The organism is Roseateles sp. FW305-36 (assembly GCF_058787015.1).
In genome coordinates, this window is record NZ_JBYSZK010000029.1 from 1 (window position 1) to 19,507 (window position 19,507).

Genomic DNA, 19,507 nt, shown 5'->3' on the forward strand with positions numbered 1-19,507 from the left:
GTGTCCGGTATTTCATTTGCAACACTCCTTCTGCCTGAGCAGGGGTCAGTGTGTTGCGTCGACTGGTTGAATCCGCCGCCCAAAGGAGCCGTTGGCCGGCCGGGTGGCTGGCTAGCTGTGGCCACCGAAGGTGGCAATGAAATTTTGTCCGGGAAGGTCGGCGCCAGCTCCGTCACGGCCTCGGCAAGGGAATGGCGTTCGACCGCTCCACTTTGGAAGCAGCCTCCTACGGCATCAGCTCCGACCATGACAGCTGCCTCCCACCTGAGCGGCTGCATCTGAGGTCTGCGACCGATCACAGCCGACCCGGAACCGACATTCGCAACCTTCAATACGGAGCCCCGACTCGCCGATGGGGAGGGCGCGATAAAGCGCGCCCTCCCGCATCCGCAAGCTTTTTGATCCTCGGGTGGCGCAACAGCGCCATCCGGCGGTTCCCCCATAAGGCTTGATGCCGACAATTGCCTTAAGCTGGCCCAGGGGAAGCCGAAATTACAGAAGCGGGGCGGAGTACCGAGCGTGTCGCTTCAAAAATCGCGGAGGTCTACATGACATTTTTGCCCAGCGTACGCATCGGCACCCGTCTGGCCGTCGGCTTTGCCATCGTCCTCGCGCTGTCGGTGCTTTCAACCGCGTTCGCGCTGTACAACGCCCGTGCCAATGCTGAGGCGACCAAGCGCATGATGGCCAGCCCGCTGGTGAAGGAGCGCATCGCCTCTGACTGGTATGTGCTGATCTATTCAGCCATCGCGCGCACCTCCATCATTGCCAAGAGCAGCGACGGCACGATCTCCAGCGTCTTTGCCGACGTCATCGCGGCCAGCTCCAAGAAGGGCGGAGAAATTCTTAAGACGCTAGAGCCGTTGATGGCCAGCGACGAGGAAAAGGCAATCTACAACGAGGCGATCGCGTTGCGGATCAAGTACCAGGCGGCCAAGGATGCGGTGATGAATGCCAAGAAGGCGGGCGACGAGGCCGAGGCGGCCAAGCTGTACACCGAGACTTTCCTGCCGTCGGCCAAGACCTACGACCAGCGGGTGCAGGATTTTGTCGCCTTCCAGCGCAAGGCAATCGATGACACGGCGCTTGCCATCGAGCTGGCAAATTCCCGCAGCAACCAGCTGCTGCTGGGTCTGGGATTGCTGGTCGTCGCGCTTGGCGCGATGCTCGCCTTCATCATCTCGCGCAGCATCACCGGCCCGCTGAAATTTGCGCTGGGCATCGCCAAGACCGTGGCCGACGGCGATCTGACGATGACCATCGAGCAGGGGCATCAGGACGAGATCGGTGAGCTGCTGGGCGCCTTGCAGGCGATGACCGACAAGCTGTCCAGCACCGTCACGCGAGTGCGCGCCGGCACCGAGACGATTGCCGTGGCTTCGCGCGAGATTGCCAGCGGGAATATGGACCTGAGCCAGCGCACCGAACAGCAGGCCTCGGCGCTGGAGGAAACCGCCGCCTCGATGGAGGAACTCAGCGCCACGGTGAAGCAGAACGCCGACAGTGCCAAGCAGGCTAACCAGCTCGCCCAGGGCGCCAGCACGGTGGCGATCAAGGGAGGAGATGTGGTCGGTCAAGTGGTCACGACGATGAAGGGCATCAACGAGTCGAGCCGCAAGATCGTCGACATCATCGGCGTCATCGACGGCATCGCTTTTCAGACCAATATCTTGGCCCTGAACGCGGCCGTTGAGGCGGCGCGCGCCGGTGAGCAGGGACGAGGCTTTGCCGTCGTGGCCAGCGAGGTGCGTAGCTTGGCCGGACGCTCGGCCAATGCGGCCAAGGAGATCAAGAGCCTGATTGCCGCCAGCGTGACCCGCGTCGAGCATGGCACAGCCCTGGTCGATCAGGCCGGTATCACGATGGCCGAGGTCGTCGCGTCGATCAAACGCGTAACCGACATCATGGGTGAGATCAGCGCGGCCAGTGCGGAGCAGAGCTTGGGCGTCGCCCAGGTCGGCGAGGCGGTGACACAGATGGACCGGGCGACCCAGCAAAACGCTGCCCTGGTCGAAGAGAGCGCGGCCGCCGCCGAAAGCTTGAATGGCCAGGCCCAGCAGCTCGTGCAGGCGGTGGCAGTGTTCAGGTTGAGCGGTGACCGGCCGGGACGCTGAGCCTGACGGTGTCGGCATCAGCAGATGCGAGCGGTCGAGCAAATTGCAGCCAGCATCGTGTCAGCAGGCTGCTAAGGGTTGCGCTCCGTCAAACCCAGGCCGCGATGAAACCCGAAAACACGGTGTCGCGGATTTGACAAGAGTCACTGCTATCGCGGCGCGAGTCCAACGAGCCTGATGACAACTGCACCGAGAGCGCTGAGCAGAAGTTGGCTTGGTAGCGAGGGGTTTCCACAGGTTCGCGGCAACCAGGGGGCTTGCTGATGCGGCTTCTGGACTGACCTGGCCCCCCCCCGAGATGCGGACCGGCAGACCGTCGGCGGCTTGGTGCCCAAAGCCGAAATTGACCGGGTGACGGCAGCAGGCTGGCTGCCGCCTTTAGTGTTGCGAAGGCTCGACGATCATGAGCGCCAACAACGGTCATTCAACCTCAACTCTGCTGACGGGCTTTCTTGCTACCGCGACGCTTCGTGTCGCAGTGCATTCAGCACCAGCGTGAAGGCCGGCGATGGCTGCCGGCGGCTGGGGTAGTAGAGGTGGTAGCCGGCGAAGGGCGGGCACCAGTCTTCCAGAACGCGCTCCAGGCTTCCGTCGGATAGGTAAGGCGCCAGTTCGTCTTCGGGCAGCAGGCTGATGCCCAGGCCAGCAACTGCGGCATCGGCCTGTGGTGGTGCCGTGTTGAAGATCAGCGGACCGTCGACCCGGACATTGACGTGCTTGCCGCGACGACTGAAGTCCCACACATAGAGGCCGCCGGAGGTGGGCATGCGCTGGTTGATGCAGCGATGAGACATCAGGTCCTGTGGCGTCTTCGGCTTGGGATGCTGTGCGAAGTAACCGGGGGATGCGACCACAGCCATGCGCAGCGCGGGGCCGATGGGCACCGCGATCATGTCCTTGTCGATGGTGTTGCCCAGGCGCACGCCCGCATCGAACCGGTCGGCCACGATGTCGCGGAAGCCATAGCTCATGTCGAACTCGAGCGTGATGTCGGGGTACTCGTGCAGCAGCGGCCCGAGCTTGGGCATCAGCACGTTGCGCAGCACGTGGTCACCGCAGGTGATACGCACGGTGCCGGCCGGCTTGTCGCGCAGCGCGGTGAGCGCATCGAGTTCGGCATCGATCTCGTCGAAACGGTGGCCAATGGCCTGCGCCAGCCGCTCGCCCGCCGGCGTGGGCGCGACGCTGCGCGTCGTTCGCGTGAGCAGGCGCATCTGCAACCGTTCCTCCAGCCCACGAATCGCCTGACTAAGCGCCGGCTGGGTCACGCCCAGCGTCGCGGCGGCGCGTGTGAAGCTGCCTTCGCGCGCCACGGTCACGAAGGCGAGGAGGTCGTTGAGGTTGCGTCTTGCCATGGCAGTACCGGCTGGATTGATTAGCCTCACTTATAAGCCGAATAAGCATCCATCACCTAGTCACGGGCTTCGAGGGTCGTCAAACTTCCTGTCATCCCAGAACACGCATGGGCCGGGTGAACGTCCGGTCCGGGCAAGGAACATCGACATGACGAAGCAAACCGCACCGAACCCCCATCCGCTCGACGACCAGCAGGACGTGCCGCAGCGCCGCAGTTTTCTCGCCGGTGCCGGCGTCGGTCTGGTCGCCATCGGCGGCCTGGTGGCGGGCGCCTCCTCAGCGGGCCAGGATGAGCCGGCCTCTCCCGCTGCCGCGCCACGTCGTGGGGATGGCCAGCCCGCGGACGCCGACAACTTCTATCGAAGCGCAGCCGTCACGATGCGCAAGGTGCGTTTTCGCAACCAGTACGGCATGGACGTCGCAGGCAACCTGTTCATGCTCAAGCAGCCGGGCAGCAATGGCCGCAGTGCGGCCATCGTGGTCGGGCACCCGATGGGCGCCGTCAAGGAGCAAAGCGCCAACCTCTACGCCACGAAGATGGCCGAGATGGGCTTCGTGACGCTGTCGATCGACCTGCCGTTCTGGGGCGAGAGCGAAGGTCACCCGCGCAACGCGGTGTCTCCCGACCTCTATGCCGACGCCTTCAGCGCGGCCGTCGACTACCTGGGCACGCAGCCCGCGGTGGACCGCGAGCGCATCGGCGTCCTCGGTATCTGCGGCAGTGGCAGCTTCGTCATCAGCGCGGCAAAGATCGACCCGCGCATGAAGGCCATCGCCACGGTCAGCATGTACGACATGGGCGCCGCCAACCGGCAGGCGCTGAACCAGTCGCAGACGGTGGCGCAACGCAAGGCCGTCATCGCCCAGGCGGCGCGGCAGCGCGACGTCGAGTTTGCTGGCGGCGAAACACAGTACACCAGCGGCACGGTGCACCAGATCACGCCGACCTCGCACCCTATCGAGCGCGAGTTCTACGACTTCTACCGCACGCCCCGCGGCGAGTACACGCCGCCCGGGCAGTCGCCCCTGCTGACCACCCACCCCACGCTCAGCAGCAACGTCAAGTTCATGAACTTCTATCCGTTCAACGACATCGAGACGATCTCGCCGCGCCCGATGCTGTTCATCACCGGCACCGAAGCGCATTCGCGGGAGTTCAGCGAGGCCGCCTTCCAGCGCGCGGCGGAGCCCAAGGAACTGCACTGGGTGCCCGATGCAGGCCACGTCGACCTGTACGACCGCGTGAACCTGATTCCATGGGGCAAGCTGACGGCCTTCTTCACCCAACATCTGGCGCAGCGTGCCGGATGACCAGGAACATGCGCCCCGGCCTGCTGCATGAAGGAGAGACCATGGACACCCGCGACATCTTTCAGCGCGAATTGGCCGGCGACACCATTTCGCTCGACGACCCCGAGTACCCGGAGATCGCGGCGCTGATCACCGAGGCGCAACGCGTGATCGCCGAGATGAACACCGGGTATCACGACCCTGCGGAAGTGCGCGCCCTGTTCGGCCGCCTGACCGGCACGCAGGTCGATGAATCGTTCGCGTTGCTGCCCCCGTTCTACAGCGACTTCGGCAAGAACATCCGCGTGGGAAAGAACGTATTCATCAACCACGCCTGCGAGCTCATGGACCGGGGCGGCATCACCATCGGCGACGACGTGCTCATCGGACCCAAGGTGAACCTGGTCACCATCAACCATCCGCTCGATCCGGCGACCCGCCGTTCGACCCATTGCGCGCCCATCGTCCTCGAGAAGGGTGTGTGGCTTGGCGCAGGCGTCTCGGTGATGCCGGGCGTGACCATCGGCGAGAACGCCGTCGTGGCTGCCAATGCGGTCGTGACGAAGGATGTGCCGGCGAACACTGTGGTCGGCGGGATTCCGGCGCGCTTCATCAAGCACATCGACGGCGCGCGCGGGCAGCGCGATGCCGGCTGACATGGCGCCGCGCAAATCCTCCCGGGCAGCAGCCGGCCTGCTGGCCTTGGCGCTCGCCTTTCTCGCTGGTGCTGGGGCCGAACCGTTGAATGCCGCAGCCAGCGGCAAGCCAGCCGCATCGAAGGAAAAAACCATGTGGATGACCGTGGACGCACGGCGCTTTGCCGTGACGCTGGAAGACAACGCGACCGCGCGCGCGTTCGTCGAGTTGCTGCCGGCCACCTTCGACATGGTGGAACTGAACGGCAACGAGAAATACGCCAAGCTCCCGCGCAACCTGCCCACGGCCGCCGAGCGGGTGGGAAGCATCCGCGCCGGTGACGTGCTGCTCTATGGCGACGACACGTTGGTGGTGTTCTACGAGGCGCTACGCTCGGGCTACAGCTACACGCGGATCGGTCGAATCGAGACGCCCGCCGGCCTGGGCCCGGCCTTGGGCCGCGGCAACCCGCGCGTCAGCTTTTCTCTGCCGTGAAGAATCTCCGCGTCCACAACTCGCCGTCGCAGAGCCAGTCCATGCCCCTGATCCATCAACGAACGCAGTTGGCTGAACCTCCCGCTGGGCTCGCCACTGCGCGCACCGCACTCGCAACCAATCCGGTGCTGCCGGGCTGGTACGCCGATCCGGACATTCGCATATTCGGCGATCGGTACTGGATGTATCCGACCTATTCGGCCGACGGGCCGGTCCCTGCGGAGCCCAGCCGTTTCACGGCATGGCAGACGCAGCAGCGGGCCTCACCCACGATCTGGAGCCCATTCCTCAAGCAGACATTCCTCGACGCCTTTTCCTCGCCCGACCTCGTCACCTGGACCCGTCATCCGCGCGTACTTGACGTCGAGAACGTCAGCTGGGCGGCCTATGCGATGTGGGCGCCTTGCGCGATCGAACAGGACGGGCGCTATTTCCTGTTCTTCGGTGCCAACGACATCAAGAACGACCAGCAGCTCGGCGGCATCGGCGTGGCGGTCAGCGACCGGCCGGACGGCCCGTTCCGGGATGCCATTGGCAAGCCGCTGATCGGCAGCATCGTTCACGGTGCGCAGCCGATCGATCAGATGGTGTTCCGCGATGACGACGGGACCTGCTACCTCTACTACGGCGGCTGGAAGCACTGCAACGTCGTCCGCCTGTCACCTGATCTCACCAGCCTGACCCCGTTCGAGGATGGCCAGACCTACAAGTCGATCACGCCGTCACCCGACTATGTCGAGGCGCCTTTCATGCTGAAGCGGCGCGGCGTCTACTACCTGATGTGGTCGGAGGGCGAGTGGACCGGGCCGCTGTACAGCGTGGCCTATGCCACGGCGTCCAGCCCCCTCGGGCCGTTCACGCCACGGGGCAAGATCCTCCAGCAGGACCCTCGCGTCGCGCGAGGCGCCGGACACCACTCCGTGATCTGCATCCCTGGCACCGACGACTGGTACATCGTCTATCACCGGCGCCCCTTGGATGAGATCGACGGCAATCATCGCCAGGTCGCGATCGATCGAATGCACTTTGCGGAAGACGGCAGCATCGAACCGGTCGTGATGACCTAGGGAGGCGTGCTGCGATGGCCGCTTCTAGCCCGCTTAAGCGTGAATTTCCGCATGGCGGCACTTAGCGGTTCCAGACGCGCCACCGGCGAACGGCAGCAAACGCGGCGGTGCCGCCGTCGGTCTCGGGCTTCAGCTTTGGGCACATTGCTGACCCACGCATGCCACCTGCGAGTGGTAGCACCCAGCCTGAAGCAGTCAGCATCTCTGCACGCGGTGCTGGACCGAGTGGCCAAGTCGCTGGACAGCTGCCCTGCATGACGCCTCCAGACAAGGCGCTCAACAGGTGCCTGATTCCACGCTCAGAAGAGGCTGGACCTGGTGATCAGGTCGCGTCGGAATATGCGGCTGCCGAGGCAGGCAGGAAATCGGGCAGGCAGAACACGTCGCCGAAATGCCGGGGCTGTTCACCGGCGCAACGTCGATTCTTCGCACCGTGAGCGTGGAAGCTTTGGCGCCTGCCAGCATGCAACTTCGCCGGCGAAAGCGACGAGCCACCCAAATGCACGGGCTTTGAGCGCCTGGCTTGCCTCAACCAGCTCGACGTGCCTCGCGTGCCAAGGTCTCGTTGACCTGCTCCAGCTTGTCTGCGGATTCGCTGAGGCGTTCCTCAACCTTTTTCGTCTCTGCAACCGCCCGCTTGACGTCGCCGTCAACGGCGCCGGTGGCGATCTTGGTGTCAAGCACCGCATGCACGACAGCCAGGTCGTCGGCAGCGCGCTCCACTTCCTTGGTAGCTTCCTTGTTCTTGGCAAGTGCGTCGTCGAGCGGTGACGCATCCTTGTGCCGCTTCGAATCTGGCAAGTGCTTCGACATAGGTATTTCCTTGAGCAGCTTTACGGCGTGGCGTGGTGCGCCCCCCTCTGAGGGCGGGGGGTTGCGTCGTCCTACATTATGGACACGGCACACCCTGTATAACCGTTTCGTCCATCTGGCCGCCGGTCGAACGAAATGACTATCGCGACGATCCTGATCGAAGATAGTTTCGTGATCCGTTCGGAATTGATCCCGGCGCTGGCGGAGTTTGCGGACGTCGAAGTCATCGCCACGGCCGACACGGCAGAACAAGGCATTGCAGCGCTGCAGGCGCATGAGGACAGGTGGCAACTCGCCATCGTGGACATGTTGCTGAAAGCGGGCAACGGTCTCCAGGTTCTGCGTGCTGGACGAAAGCGACGTAGCGATCAGTTCATGGTTGTTCTGACCAACTACGCCACAGCGGACATTCGCAGGAAGTCGAGCGATTGCGGCGCTGACGCGGTGTTCGACAAGTCGAGCGAGATCGATCAGTTCCTTGAACTGTGCAGGCAATATTCCATCGGCCATCCGCCTCAAGCGGCCAACGCGCCAGGTGCACCGTGGCCAAGCGAAAGAGACGAGGGACTTCCTGCCCCCGAAAAGGTGAGCGGCGTCGAAGAGCTGATCGAGCGCGTTGCTATTGACCGTGTGCTTACCGAGGCCGTGAGCGGAGTTGTGCAAAGGAACGCGGCTGCCGTTCGAGACCATCTCCAAAGGCACGGTCTCGTATCAAAGGCACCCGCAGCCGGCGAGCCGAAATCCGATCAAAAAGATAGCTTGAAGAGCTCAACGGCAGAGAACGAACCCGACGCGCAATGACCCACGGGACTCACATACCGGCCTGCCTTTGGGCGGGAACGACCGGGGCTCGTCACCAGCGTTCGAACTCTTCGACCCACATCAGCCTCCAGCATCCCGTGTCCAGCTTGAAGTGCAACGCCTGAGTAGGAAGATGATCGCGGTCCAGGAGCTCGATGGTTGCAGCCGTTGGAGCAAGGTGCACGGTCTGCAGGACCATGTGCTGCGAGGTACTCAGAACCTGAAGACTCGGACGTCGGGCATAGGCCTCGCGCGAGACCCAGACGTCATCCGGCTCGACTGGCTCGCCGAACGAGTCTTCACCACTCCATCGCTCCGTTAGCAACGGAAGATCCGTTCTCGACAATGCGAACAGGCTTTCGCTCGAGAACCTCTTGAAGAACTCGTCGAAACGTTCGGCTTTAGTGGTCGGGCAGTCGCTCGCCTGAGCGCCCGCGTGTACGAACAAGGCCGCCAGGATCAGGTGGCGGGCCCAAGCTCCAAGCAGGCGTGGAGTGGGGGGTGTCTTCGGCACTACTCGAATTCCATCCAACAGCGATTTCGTGCGCGGCCTCAATGCTTGAATCACGCCTTCCAGTGGGCAGTCCGGCGTCGCGCATGACGCAAGAACGACCACGTGTGATTACACGGCGCAGCAGTGTTGCGTGCCTGACCAGAAGCTGAACAGCCGAGTCTTCGTCTGCCAGGGCCAACGCTGAGGGCTGAAGGAGGGGCCACCACCCGCCGGTCCTTTGGCTGCGTCTGGCTGAGGACATGCTTTCGCGCGCGGGGTTGCGACTGGATCGAAGCGATCAAAAGAGTTTGACTGGCCAGTGCAATCGCGAGGCCCGCTGCCTTTTGTGTTGAGACGACCCGCGCCGGCGTATCGGCTTGGCTCGCCATGTCGGATAGGCGGCTTTTCATGCTGGCCGATTGTGGGTTTCTGTATCGAACCTGTCGGCATGCCAACGCCGTGAGATCTGCAATCTCGCTGTCATTCGGTCGCATGAGCATGGGTCGGTCTTCAACCGACCAGAGAGTTTTCTATGCGCTTCAAGCGATCAGCCGCTGCTGCCTCGATCCTGCTCGCCCTCGCCGGCGGCGCCTTTGCGGAGAACCGATCCGACCATGATCGAGACGCCAAGCATGTCGTCCTGATCTCCATTGATGGCCTGCACCAGAACGACCTGACCTGGTTCGTCGCCAACTACCCCAACTCGACGCTGGCGCGCATGGTGCACTCGGGCGTTTCGTTCTCTCACGCCCGTACGCCGTTCCCCTCGGACTCGTTCCCCGGCATGGTCGGCCTTGTCACCGGTGGACACCCGCGCACCACGGGCGTGTACTACGACGACGCCTACAGCCGCACATTGCTCGCGCCAGGCACGACGGACTGTGCGCATGCAACGCCTGGGAGCGAAGTGGCCTTCGCCGAGAACGTCGACAAGGATCTGAACAGATTGGATGCCGGCCAGAAGATTCCCGGCCTCTACAACAACTTCGCACTCATCTCGCAACTGAGCGGCACGGCCAAGGACCTCATCGACCCTGCGCAATTGCCGGTGTCGCCCGTCGGCTGCACACCGGTCTACCCCCACCAGTACCTGAAGGTGAACACCGTTTTCGAGGTGATTCACCAGAATGGCTTGCGTACGGCCTGGTCGGACAAGCACGCGGCCTACGACATCCTGAATGGCCCGTCCGGCCAGGGCATCGACGATCTGTTCACACCGGAAATCAATTCCTCGGTTACCGATCCCAGCCTGCCCGCCGGCCCTGGCAGTGACTTCACCAAAGACAACGTCAATACGCAGACCTATGACGCCCTCAAGGTCAGTGCCGTGCTCAACTGGCTAGGCGGTCATGACCACGCCGGCAACGGAAAGTTTGCCGTTCCGGCCATCCTGGGCATGAACTTCCAGTCGGTCTCGACCGCGCAGAAGTTGAATGTCTCGCGCTTCGTGGATCCCGTCACTCTCGCGATCCAGCCGTCAAACGGCCTGGGCGGCTATGTCACTGACGTCGCTGGCGTCTCGACACCCGGCGCCGTGCTGCAAGGCGCATTGGCCTTCGTGGACGCGCAGGTCGGGCGCCTCGTGCAAGCGAGCGATCTGCGGCGCACGGTGTTCATCGTCACGGCGAAGCACGCCCAGTCGCCGCAGGACCGGGCGGACCTGACGATCATCAATGACGGAAACATGATCGACGCGCTCAACGCCGCATGGACCAGCCAGACGGGAAGCTCGCAGCCGCTCGTCGCGCACGCCATGGACGATGATGGCGTGCTGCTGTGGCTGAACGACCGTTCGACCAAGGCGACGAGCTTCGCGAAGTCTTTCCTGCAGCAGTATTCAGGTGTTGGCATCGGCTCGGACGCATCTGGCGTGAAGACATCCAAGGCGTTCACAGGCGCCGGCTTGAAGACGATCTACGCTGGCGCCGAAGCTGCGGCGTTCATTGGTGCGTCGCAGACCGATGATCGGGTTCCCGATCTGATCGGCATTGCGGTCCGAGGCACCGTCTATGGCGGCTCGAAGCTGTCCAAGATCTCCGAACACGGCGGGGACAACGCGCTCGACCGTCATGTTGGCCTTGTCGTCTTTGGCGCTGGCGTGCAGCACTCCGTGGTGGACGACCGGGTCGACACGACGCAAGTCGCGCCGACCATCTTGCGTCTGCTGGGCCTGGATGCACACGCGCTGCGTGCCGTTGGCGAAGAGCACACGCGCGCTTTGCCGCTCAACGACGAGCGTTGAGCAGATGAGCATTGCACCCGCGCGGTCAACGAAGCCGTTCGGGTCGCTTTGTTCAATCTCGCCCCTTGACAGAAAGTTGCGCAAGCGGGAGCTGGCGGTCATCTGCAGCTCGGCTCATCGCATCAACCGCTTGGTCACCGCAGGACCGCAGCGACCTACAAGCGGTCTTCTATTGCTGGACTGGGTCGCCGTCGACCAGGCAGTTGCTCGTTAGGGCCGCTGCATTTGGCGCTTTGTCGGTGGGAAGGTGCCTCGCCATGAAGCACGCGAGGTCATACATTCCATGGGCGTGAACGGTGCCTGATGGCAGAAGAGTTCGCCAAGACCAGTTGTCGCGGTAACGGATGTCGAGCCATGTCTGACCTTGTTCGTCTTCGTTGTTGCGGTTTGTGAGCTGGAGGATGGAGCGCACGCTGGCTAGCGTCTCGCCCCGGTTGTAGATGCGATAGATGGTCAGTCCTGGAGCAACCTCTTTCACAAACGGGGCGTCGTGTTTGCCCGACACAGGCGATGGATCGAAGGCGTAGACATGCGCTACCTGGCAGATTCCATCCGCTGTCTTGAACGAATAAGCGAAGCGCTGTGCAAGCCCTCCGCCAAGGGAATGGCCCGTCGAGACGATCTCGGCACCGATCAGCCATGTACCGTCGGGCTTGCTGGCTCTATCAAGGTAAGTCGCCCTGAAAATCCTCACGAACGTATCGGTCAAAACGCTGTACTCGTCGGGCTTGTCGCTGAAGAGATGAAATAGCCACCGGAAGTTCGCCTTCCAATCATCAGCACTGGTTGCCGCCGTTCCCCCGAAGGCGACGATGACTTGCTTCGTGGCCTCGTTCGACCAAACTTCAGCGCGTAGATGCACGTCGCGCATCGTCTTGGCCTCGTTTGGATACTTCTCCCCGGGCCGCTCCTCGATCGAAGGCAGCTCTGTCCATTGTGTCCAACCACGGTCACGCAGAAACGCGTGCGGTTCCAAAGATGGATCCTTGACTTTCAAGGGCGAGCGCTTTGGGTCACGCTGATCCTGGTAGGCCGCAACCGCTGCCCACGCAAACGGCCAATGAATCTCTGAGGCGGCTGATGTCCATTTCCAAAACTTGAGCTCACCACCACTTTCACGTATGTAGACTTCTTCCGGTGTCTGCTTCATGCTCGCGCAACCGGCCATGAGGGCGACGTAGATGCCGACGATGGTCAGTATCGAAAAACCGGCTAGTCGCTTCCATTGCATACGTGCTCCTGACGGGTGGCCTCTACCTAGTCGGCGACCAAGCATCGGCACAGTGTCCGAGCACCCGTGCGGCGAGGGAACCTGCGGAATCATCAATTCAGATGACTGCTCTCGTTTCAACCGCCTAGTGCTCGGTCGTTGCAGCGGGGCCTGGTCTCTAGCCTGAACTAGCCCCCTGAATGGCCGGACACGGTCCACCGCCAATCTTTGAGGAAAGGAGTAGGACTGTGAATATGACTAGGCGTGCGGAGCCCGTGGAGTTGGTTATGACCGATCAGTGCCGCAGGCGTGCTGCGACGCACGGGGACTGGTGCACTCGCATCTGCGCAGACGCGTGTTCGGCTATCGGCGTGGCGGAGATAACTATGAGCGATACCGCGCGGAAATGTGCTGTCAACGCGTCCACTCCGGGCCTGACCGCTGCAAGGTCACGGTCCTCGCCGGCTCCTGGTGCTTGGACTCCAGGTATCGATCAGCATTTCGCAGCATCTCTGGGTTCTTGCTGATGACCTCTCGCACGTAGGGAGTGCGAATCATGAAGTCCGTGACCTCCCTGGCGAGCTTTCGATCCTCGTCGAGCTCGGAAGACTGAAGTGCTTTCAGGATTCCTGCCCAGCCCTGCATGGCCTCGAAGCATTTGCGCTCGTGCGCAGTACCTCTTCTCGTCGAAAACGAAGTTGTCAGCGGTCGGCCTTGCTCCTTGGCCCTCAGTCGCCAGAGCACTTCGAACTTGCGGATTTCGCCGCGCGAGGCCGGTCGAGTCGCCTCCGCCTCGATTCCGAGGCCTCTGAGTCGCTCCGCAAACGTCTCTCGCCAGCGGTACAAGTCCTGCGGCCCATGCTGCAGCCGACTGCCGTCTCTGGATTCGAACTTGGTGCAGAGGTGAACGTGTGGCTTCGACTGGTGTTCGTGGAGCACCATCACATATCGATGTCCCGAGAGCTCAAGCCTTCCAAACTCGCGCACCGCCTGCTTCAAGAGGTCCGGATCAGTCCCTGCTTGCATCGACAGCACAAGGTTGAGCGCCTCGCGCCGGTCCTCGACCTTGGCGATGAAGGTGCCGCCATAGCGCCACTGTTCCACCAGATCCGACAGCGCAGCCTTGCCCTCGCGAGTCACTCCCCGGTCGTCCTCGAACGTCAATTGACCGTCCTTGGTGATGTAGGCCAGGTGGCTTGCGATCGCTTTCATGCCCCGGCCGCCGCCCGTAACCCGCACGAACGCCTGCGGTGCTCGGTGCACCGTCGCTGCGATGCGACTGCGGATGATGGCTGCCCTGGACTTCAGAGAAGCGTCCAGGCGCGGCGTGTAGTCCGGCCTCACGATCCGGTTGCCCGGGTAGAACAGCCGCTCACCCCACTGAACCAGGACGCCATCGATGTTCTGTCGCGTGGTCATGGTCTTGGTCTCCTGTAGGGCTTGAGTGCCGCAAGCAGTGCCGAGGCACTTTTCAAGTGTTCGCGAACATCCTTGTGCAATGCCCTCGTGCTCTCGCGCAGCGGCTGGAGTTCGGGGGCGGACGCGCTGGCCGTGTCCAACAACCGCAGAAACTCACTCAGATCCGTGGAGAGCACCGCGACGCGATCCGTGGATGCGAGCAGGCCACGAACTGCCGATGCGAGATCGACCGGAACCGGTTGCGGCGGCTTGTCGCCGAGCAGCGACCACACCAGTTCGCTGCGCGACATTGCCGTCGCACGCGCACGCGCAGCCAACGCTGCAGCATGCGCTTGCGGCAAATAGAGGTGGATCCTCGTCCACCGGGAGCGATCTGCCGGCTGGGGATCGCCACCCTGGTCGACGGCGACCGGTCGGTCGCGAAGCATCTGCACGGTTGCTCGTCGCATCAACGCCGACATGGACGTCCGCTCAAGGGCCGCCACGGCGCGCAGGCGCGGGCCGAGCGCGCCCAGGCTGACGTTCACGCGTTCTCGGCTGAAGTCCACTCTCGTGGCCTCTCCCGGTAGGAGCTCCTTCGCGGCTGGCTCCGAGTCCGCGTGCGCGCGCTCGCTCAGCTGTGACTCTCTATCGGCTGGTGACTTCTTCATATGGTCTCCCGTGCCAACGCCCGGTCAGGCTACGCGTTACTTGAACGGCCGCCTTCGCCATCCCGCCCTTCATGAGGGCGGAAGTGATCCATCAAGGAACGGGTCAGCTTCTCGGAGCTATCTCGCAGGACATCGGGACCTTCGTGCAAGATATCTCTTGCAGCGCCCGCGTCGCCAGTCGGCCGCTGTCTGGTCGAGAAGCACATGCTTTCATGCACTTGGGCGCGATGGAACTTCATGTCCATCTGAGGCACCTGGGGTGGCGGTAGCAGCCGCTCCCTAAAGAATTTTTCCTTGTAGTAGCAGATCTTGCCGCCGAGGACCGGCTTGCAGTGCTCCGGGATCAGGACCAGCTTCTCGCTGCCGAGTTCTTTGAACTCCTGAGGCAGCAGCAAGGCGCGCCGCTGGTCGCTCTCGTTGCTGCTCGCGACGTCATGGCCTGGTCTCGAAAGTGAACGGCTGCGCCCGCGCGACGTGCTCTTCACCGTGGTGTAGCCCAGCGCGGCGCTGTACTCCTCGGCATCGCGCTGCTCGCGCGGCGCATACAGGATCTGCAGTCCGTGGTTGGTCGCAAATGTGCGCGCTTGGTACTCGCCGTAGACGGCGTCGAGCTGCGACATGGCCTGAACCACGGTGAGTAGCCGCATGTTGTAGCCCGCAAGGAAGGCGCAGGCCAACATGATCGCGTCAACTCGCCCCATGGAGGGGAACTCGTCGGCAATGACCAGGCACTGGTATTTGATCGTTGGGTCCTGGGCTGGCACGTAGTCCGTGTTCAGACTGACCAGCTGCGAGAAGAACAGGTTCAAAAGCGGTTTCGCACTCGGAAGGCTTGGGGTCGGAATGCGCACGTAGATCGTCATCCGCTTGCGTCTGACGTCCTTCAGGCAGAAGTCGTCACCGCTGGTAGCAGCGTCCACGACGGGGTCCGCAAAGATGGTCAGCGGCGCATTGAAGGTCGCAACGATGCAGGCCAAGGTGTTTTCCGAGTTGGAAAGCAGCCGTCGAAGTGCGTACACGCACGTGTCCGTGTAGCTGCGCGTGCTCAGCATCCCGTTGATATGGTCAGCCAGGGGCCGTCCTTTCCCCGAGGCTTGCCGGAGCATTTCGCCCATGGTGAAGGGGAGTTCAGGCGTTTCGCTCAACAGCAGCCCAAGCCCGAGGAACATGTTGCGGGCATGGTCGTTGAAGAAGGTCTCGGACTTGCCTGCGCCATCGGTCGGAAAGAGCGCGCGCGCGATGTTCAGCAGGTCGCCCACAACGTGGAAGGCGTCGCGCCGAACCGTGGACAGCGGATTCCAACGATGGCTGCGCGCTTCCGGGTCGAAAGGCGAGAACGCAAAGACCGGGAAGTGCTTGGATCGGAAGCCAGCCGTGATCGCGAAGTTTTCCCCCTTGATGTCCAGCACGACGACTGAATCGGTGAAGTTCAACAGGTTGGGGATCACGACGCCAACGCCCTTGCCGCTTCGCGTTGGTGCGGACAGCATCACCGACAGCTCACCTGGCAACGCGAGGTATCGCCCTCGATGCCGTCCCACCAGGATGGACGGGCCGTCCCCACCGTACAGACCAGCCCGCCGAATTTCCGCGGCACTGGCGAACCTCGCATCGCCGAACAGGGAACGCCGAGGACGAGCAGCCGACAGCATTGCTCCTGGCACGAGGACAAGCAGGACCAAAGCTGAAGCGCCCGATGCCAGTTGCAATCGCGATCGCAACCGCGCATCGAAGTCAAACGTCTTCCAGTAGCCAATGATGCTGGTGACGCCGGCCTGTGCCGGATTCGCCTTGCAAAGTATCAGGAACAAGACGCCAGCCATGTACATGGCGATGACGGCGAGCAGGGCATAGGCGACGGTTGCGAAAACGAACGCCGATATCTTGCGGCGTGTGGACCAAGTATTCATACGGCACTCCTGCAAAAGCGCGTGTCGCGATTCCCTGCGCCGCTCGATCAGCGGATTTGCAGCGTCGCGGCCGCGGCGGCGATTGCAGGCCTTTGAAGGCTAACTGTCCAGATGCGCTGAGCCGCAGCGTTGGCGGTTGCCAAACAGCTCCGGGGTCTCTCGACCGGCTGTTAGATGGCAGTTGGAGGAGCCGCGACCGAACGTTTGAAGCCGTATAAGGATGGCGACTCGCAAGAATCGGGAAACCACTGAGGTCTCGACCCGGAAAAAATCGATGGCTTAAACGTCCGTCGCTTCTGCCACGCCAACTGAGCGGCTGGTGCTTTCAATCGCTTTCAAATTCGTTGGGTCTGGATGTGGCAGTCCGCGTCGCCGCAGTGCTCGGTACGGGTGTCAGGGTTCAGGGATTGGCCGTCTCCGAGCTCGCCTGCTTTGCATGAGCGCTGTTGAGGTCGGGCGTCTCAGGGCGCGTCGCGTCGACGGCTGCGGCGTAGCCACCGAGGGTGAGTGCCGGAATGTCCGGCCAGGTGTCGGTGCACCGCTCGAAGGCCAGGCGATGTGCCGCTGAGCGCGCCTGCCAGGCGAGGCATTCGCGGGCCATGGCCGGCGACCTGTCGGGTCCGTGCAGGCGCGCAACCCATACAGCCGCCTCGGAGGCGATCTCTGACGTGACAGCCGGCTGCTTTCGGTTTTCTGTCCTCGGCGCGTCGGACGCTCCGCCTGGCGGCACGGCTACCAGCCTTCCATCCAGCTGGTGAGCTGAAGGGTGGCCTTGGCAACGTGCGTATGCACGGTGGTGACGCTCACGCCTCGGGCCCGCGCGATCTCGCCGTAGGTCAGGCCGTCCAGGCGATGGGACAACAGGATGGCACGCGTGGTCTCGCTCAGGCGGCTGAGCCCCTCGCTGAGCCGTGCCAGGCGCTCCTTGGCGAGCATCGAATCTTCAGCGGTGGGCGCGAGGTCGATGATGACCGCTTCCTCGACGAGCACTTCCTCACCGCGCGTCGTTCTGGCGCGATGGGCGTCGATGGAGAGGTTCAGTGCGGTACGCATCATGAAGGCCTCGGGCCGCGCCACTTCCTGTTCGCGCTGGTATCCCGCCAGGCGCACCCACGCCTCCTGTACTAGGTCCTCGGCGTCCTGCGCCGAGTTCCCGCGGCGCTGCAGCGCGGCACGAATGCTGGCGAGGGTCTTCTTGATGTTCATGGCCTGCCGAGCGGAGGCTGGTCAGCTGGCTGCCGCGGTCAGCGCCATCACGGTGGGGAAGCGCAGCGCACGAACGGGCTCTAGGGGCTCCGGCCAATCGCGAGAGATGCAGTGTTCGGCTGATCGACGCAGCAACGCAGCGGCGGCAGCCGCGTTGGCAAAGGGACCATGGCGAGCCGCGGCCCGCTTCAGGCGAAGGGCGAGGGAATCTGTGACTTCCAGGGCTCGCTCGACGGACTGGCGATGGCCGGACAGGGTCGATGCAAGCTCCGGATGGGCGATGGGCGTGGATGCTGGCAAGACGGAAGCGTCGCGGTAGTGCGGCGTCATTGCGGCTTGCATCTCGACGGGGTCCGGGCCGATGACGATGCGGAGCCGTTCGACGCCGCGGGCCCGAAGGTCGCTGGCGATGGCGCGCCACCCGGCGTCGTTGGCGCCTTGGACATGCCAGGTGCCCAGGTAGTGAGGCCGGTGGTTTGAGAGAACGCCCACGGCCCAGATGAGGTGCGTGACGTGGAGGCCGGAATCGCTCAGAACCTGCAGCTTGAGCACATCTAACGCCGCGCAGACGTACGAGCGGCAGAGTGGGCCCAGTTCAGACTCGGCGTTGATCAGGGAGATGTTCATCGCTTGCTCCTGGTGAGGGAGGCGATCACTTAGATCGCGGGGATGTCATGGCCATCAGCAGACCGTTTGCCAAGGGCGCAATATTCCATTTCAGAGTATCCCAGTTTGGGATTGTTTGCAACACAGATCATCGTGCTGCGCTCGCAGCGCCATGGACAAAACCCTCTACTCCGCCGAACGTCAGATCCTGCTATCCCTCCTAAGGGACGCTCGCGTAGCCGCCGGTATTTCGCAGACCGAGTTGGCGTCGGCTTTAGACTGGACCCAAGGCATGGTTAGCAAGGCTGAGAAGGGTGATCGCACGCTTGATGCAGTGGAGTTGCGGGAATGGCTGCGGAACTTGGGGCAGGACCTGCCGACGTTCACTGAGCTGTGGGAGCAGCGGATCGCCGCACATGAAGCCAGTGTCCGAGGCCACACGAGAGGCGTTGGCAAAGCACGCTAGAAAAGTCGCTCCGCGAAGGCCAACTCTGCTGGCCGCGGACGAGCGTAGTTGAGACTCCACCAAGATCTAGCCGGGCTAGGTCGCTGAGGGCATGTTTGGGCGCTGAAGTAGAACCAGCAAGCCGACGGCCAAGGGAAGTGCGCATCGATATGCCTGTAACGCCAGCCGCACCCAAAGAGCCGTCGCCGCGACGGACAGATCTCTGGATTGGCGGAAGAGCTGTTTGTCGCTGGCGAACTACTCACGCGCGGGCTGCGGCTCCCCCAAAGCACCCGAAGAATCAACGCTATAGAGCCTGTAGTTCCTAAAGGAGCAGTCATGGCTCAGATGGACTGTGCTGTTGGCGCCGACGTCGAGCTGAGCCGGCGTGCCGACACTCGACTGAGGCCCGCAATCAACCCTCAGGCACGTTAGGTATGCACGCTGGGCGGCAGACCTGGAGGCTCTCCGGATCGTCGGCACAAAGACCGCAAGTGGCTCGCTCAGGGATCGGCGCCAACACTAGGAGAAAAGGCCGCATGTTCGTCACGGCGCTGGGGCACAACGGGGAGATGTACCGCGAGGGGCGGTATCTGGATCACTTGTGGGGTGGGGTGGGCGGCGAGTAGATGCACGCCGAACCGATGCTGATGAGGCCGCAATCTGGTGCGATTATCGTAAGCGGGCGGTGAACACACCTTGACGGTTGCACTCCGGAGCACGGTGCGCATTCCCAGCCCCTGACACCGAGGAT

General features: G+C 63.0%; 18 protein-coding genes. 8 read left to right on the forward strand and 10 right to left on the reverse strand.

Annotated features, from left to right (window positions below):
• The first annotated feature begins 548 nt into the window (after nucleotides 1-548).
• Nucleotides 549-2,114 carry a methyl-accepting chemotaxis protein gene (locus AC3WOE_RS29895; protein ID WP_492696062.1) on the forward strand — a complete coding sequence of 522 codons (1,566 nt, stop codon included), beginning with the start codon at nucleotides 549-551 and terminating at the stop codon, nucleotides 2,112-2,114.
• Nucleotides 2,115-2,569: 455 nt separating this feature from the next.
• Here the strand turns inward: AC3WOE_RS29895 and AC3WOE_RS29900 are convergent, their stop codons facing one another.
• Entirely contained in the window at nucleotides 2,570-3,469 is a 900-nt protein-coding gene (locus AC3WOE_RS29900; RefSeq protein WP_492696064.1) for a LysR family transcriptional regulator, read from the reverse strand.
• Between the two features lie 148 nt (nucleotides 3,470-3,617).
• On the opposite strand from AC3WOE_RS29900, the gene AC3WOE_RS29905 reads away from it, so the two are divergent.
• From AC3WOE_RS29905 to AC3WOE_RS29920, 4 genes are read left to right on the forward strand one after another with little or no spacing between them, the layout of a single operon-like run.
• Complete coding sequence (locus AC3WOE_RS29905) at nucleotides 3,618-4,781, forward strand: alpha/beta hydrolase (protein ID WP_492696065.1); 1,164 nt, start codon at nucleotides 3,618-3,620, stop codon at nucleotides 4,779-4,781.
• Between the two features lie 41 nt (nucleotides 4,782-4,822).
• On the forward strand, nucleotides 4,823-5,416 hold the full coding sequence (locus AC3WOE_RS29910) for a DapH/DapD/GlmU-related protein (protein ID WP_492696067.1): 594 nt from the start codon (nucleotides 4,823-4,825) through the stop codon (nucleotides 5,414-5,416).
• Nucleotide 5,417: 1 nt separating this feature from the next.
• Nucleotides 5,418-5,891, forward strand: coding sequence for a cyclophilin-like fold protein (locus AC3WOE_RS29915; protein WP_492696069.1), 474 nt, complete (start codon nucleotides 5,418-5,420; stop codon nucleotides 5,889-5,891).
• 41 nt (nucleotides 5,892-5,932) lie between these two features.
• On the forward strand, nucleotides 5,933-6,958 hold the full coding sequence (locus AC3WOE_RS29920) for a glycoside hydrolase family 43 protein (protein ID WP_492696071.1): 1,026 nt from the start codon (nucleotides 5,933-5,935) through the stop codon (nucleotides 6,956-6,958).
• Between the two features lie 528 nt (nucleotides 6,959-7,486).
• Here the strand turns inward: AC3WOE_RS29920 and AC3WOE_RS29925 are convergent.
• Nucleotides 7,487-7,771: a hypothetical protein gene (locus tag AC3WOE_RS29925; protein WP_492696073.1), complete on the reverse strand. Its 285-nt coding sequence runs from the start codon at nucleotides 7,769-7,771 to the stop codon at nucleotides 7,487-7,489.
• Nucleotides 7,772-7,906: 135 nt separating this feature from the next.
• Here AC3WOE_RS29925 and AC3WOE_RS29930 point away from each other — a divergent pair, with 135 nt between their 5' ends.
• A complete protein-coding gene (locus AC3WOE_RS29930; RefSeq protein ID WP_492696075.1) occupies nucleotides 7,907-8,572 on the forward strand; it encodes a response regulator in 666 nt (221 codons plus the stop codon).
• 52 nt (nucleotides 8,573-8,624) lie between these two features.
• On the opposite strand, the gene AC3WOE_RS29935 is transcribed toward AC3WOE_RS29930, so the two are convergent.
• The gene (locus AC3WOE_RS29935) at nucleotides 8,625-9,140 is read right to left on the reverse strand and encodes a hypothetical protein (protein ID WP_492696077.1); all 516 of its coding nucleotides are present in this window, start codon (nucleotides 9,138-9,140) and stop codon (nucleotides 8,625-8,627) included.
• 457 nt (nucleotides 9,141-9,597) lie between these two features.
• Here AC3WOE_RS29935 and AC3WOE_RS29940 point away from each other — a divergent pair, with 457 nt between their 5' ends.
• Complete coding sequence (locus AC3WOE_RS29940; RefSeq protein WP_492696079.1) at nucleotides 9,598-11,307, forward strand: alkaline phosphatase family protein; 1,710 nt, start codon at nucleotides 9,598-9,600, stop codon at nucleotides 11,305-11,307.
• Nucleotides 11,308-11,476: 169 nt separating this feature from the next.
• Here the strand turns inward: AC3WOE_RS29940 and AC3WOE_RS29945 are convergent, their stop codons facing one another.
• The 7 genes from AC3WOE_RS29945 to AC3WOE_RS29975 all read right to left on the reverse strand — a co-directional run bounded on the left by AC3WOE_RS29945 (nucleotide 11,477) and on the right by AC3WOE_RS29975 (nucleotide 18,329).
• Nucleotides 11,477-12,538 carry a Tle-like phospholipase domain-containing protein gene (locus tag AC3WOE_RS29945; RefSeq protein WP_492696081.1) on the reverse strand — a complete coding sequence of 354 codons (1,062 nt, stop codon included), beginning with the start codon at nucleotides 12,536-12,538 and terminating at the stop codon, nucleotides 11,477-11,479.
• Between the two features lie 393 nt (nucleotides 12,539-12,931).
• The gene (locus tag AC3WOE_RS29950; RefSeq protein ID WP_492696083.1) at nucleotides 12,932-13,936 is read right to left on the reverse strand and encodes a relaxase/mobilization nuclease domain-containing protein; all 1,005 of its coding nucleotides are present in this window, start codon (nucleotides 13,934-13,936) and stop codon (nucleotides 12,932-12,934) included.
• A complete protein-coding gene (locus AC3WOE_RS29955; protein WP_492696085.1) occupies nucleotides 13,933-14,463 on the reverse strand; it encodes a hypothetical protein in 531 nt (176 codons plus the stop codon). Before AC3WOE_RS29955 ends, AC3WOE_RS29950 begins: the two co-directional genes overlap by 4 nt.
• A 152-nt stretch (nucleotides 14,464-14,615) precedes the next feature.
• Nucleotides 14,616-16,496 carry a type IV secretory system conjugative DNA transfer family protein gene (locus tag AC3WOE_RS29960; RefSeq protein WP_492696087.1) on the reverse strand — a complete coding sequence of 627 codons (1,881 nt, stop codon included), beginning with the start codon at nucleotides 16,494-16,496 and terminating at the stop codon, nucleotides 14,616-14,618.
• A gap of 400 nt (nucleotides 16,497-16,896) precedes the next feature.
• Nucleotides 16,897-17,226, reverse strand: coding sequence for a FecR/PupR family sigma factor regulator (locus AC3WOE_RS29965; protein WP_492696089.1), 330 nt, complete (start codon nucleotides 17,224-17,226; stop codon nucleotides 16,897-16,899).
• A 2-nt stretch (nucleotides 17,227-17,228) separates the two neighbouring features.
• The gene (locus tag AC3WOE_RS29970) at nucleotides 17,229-17,702 is read right to left on the reverse strand and encodes an RNA polymerase sigma factor (protein WP_492696091.1); all 474 of its coding nucleotides are present in this window, start codon (nucleotides 17,700-17,702) and stop codon (nucleotides 17,229-17,231) included.
• Nucleotides 17,703-17,723: 21 nt separating this feature from the next.
• Entirely contained in the window at nucleotides 17,724-18,329 is a 606-nt protein-coding gene (locus tag AC3WOE_RS29975; RefSeq protein ID WP_492696093.1) for a transposase, read from the reverse strand.
• Between the two features lie 151 nt (nucleotides 18,330-18,480).
• On the opposite strand from AC3WOE_RS29975, the gene AC3WOE_RS29980 reads away from it, so the two are divergent.
• Complete coding sequence (locus tag AC3WOE_RS29980) at nucleotides 18,481-18,774, forward strand: helix-turn-helix domain-containing protein (protein WP_492696095.1); 294 nt, start codon at nucleotides 18,481-18,483, stop codon at nucleotides 18,772-18,774.
• Nucleotides 18,775-19,507: the final 733 nt, after the last annotated feature.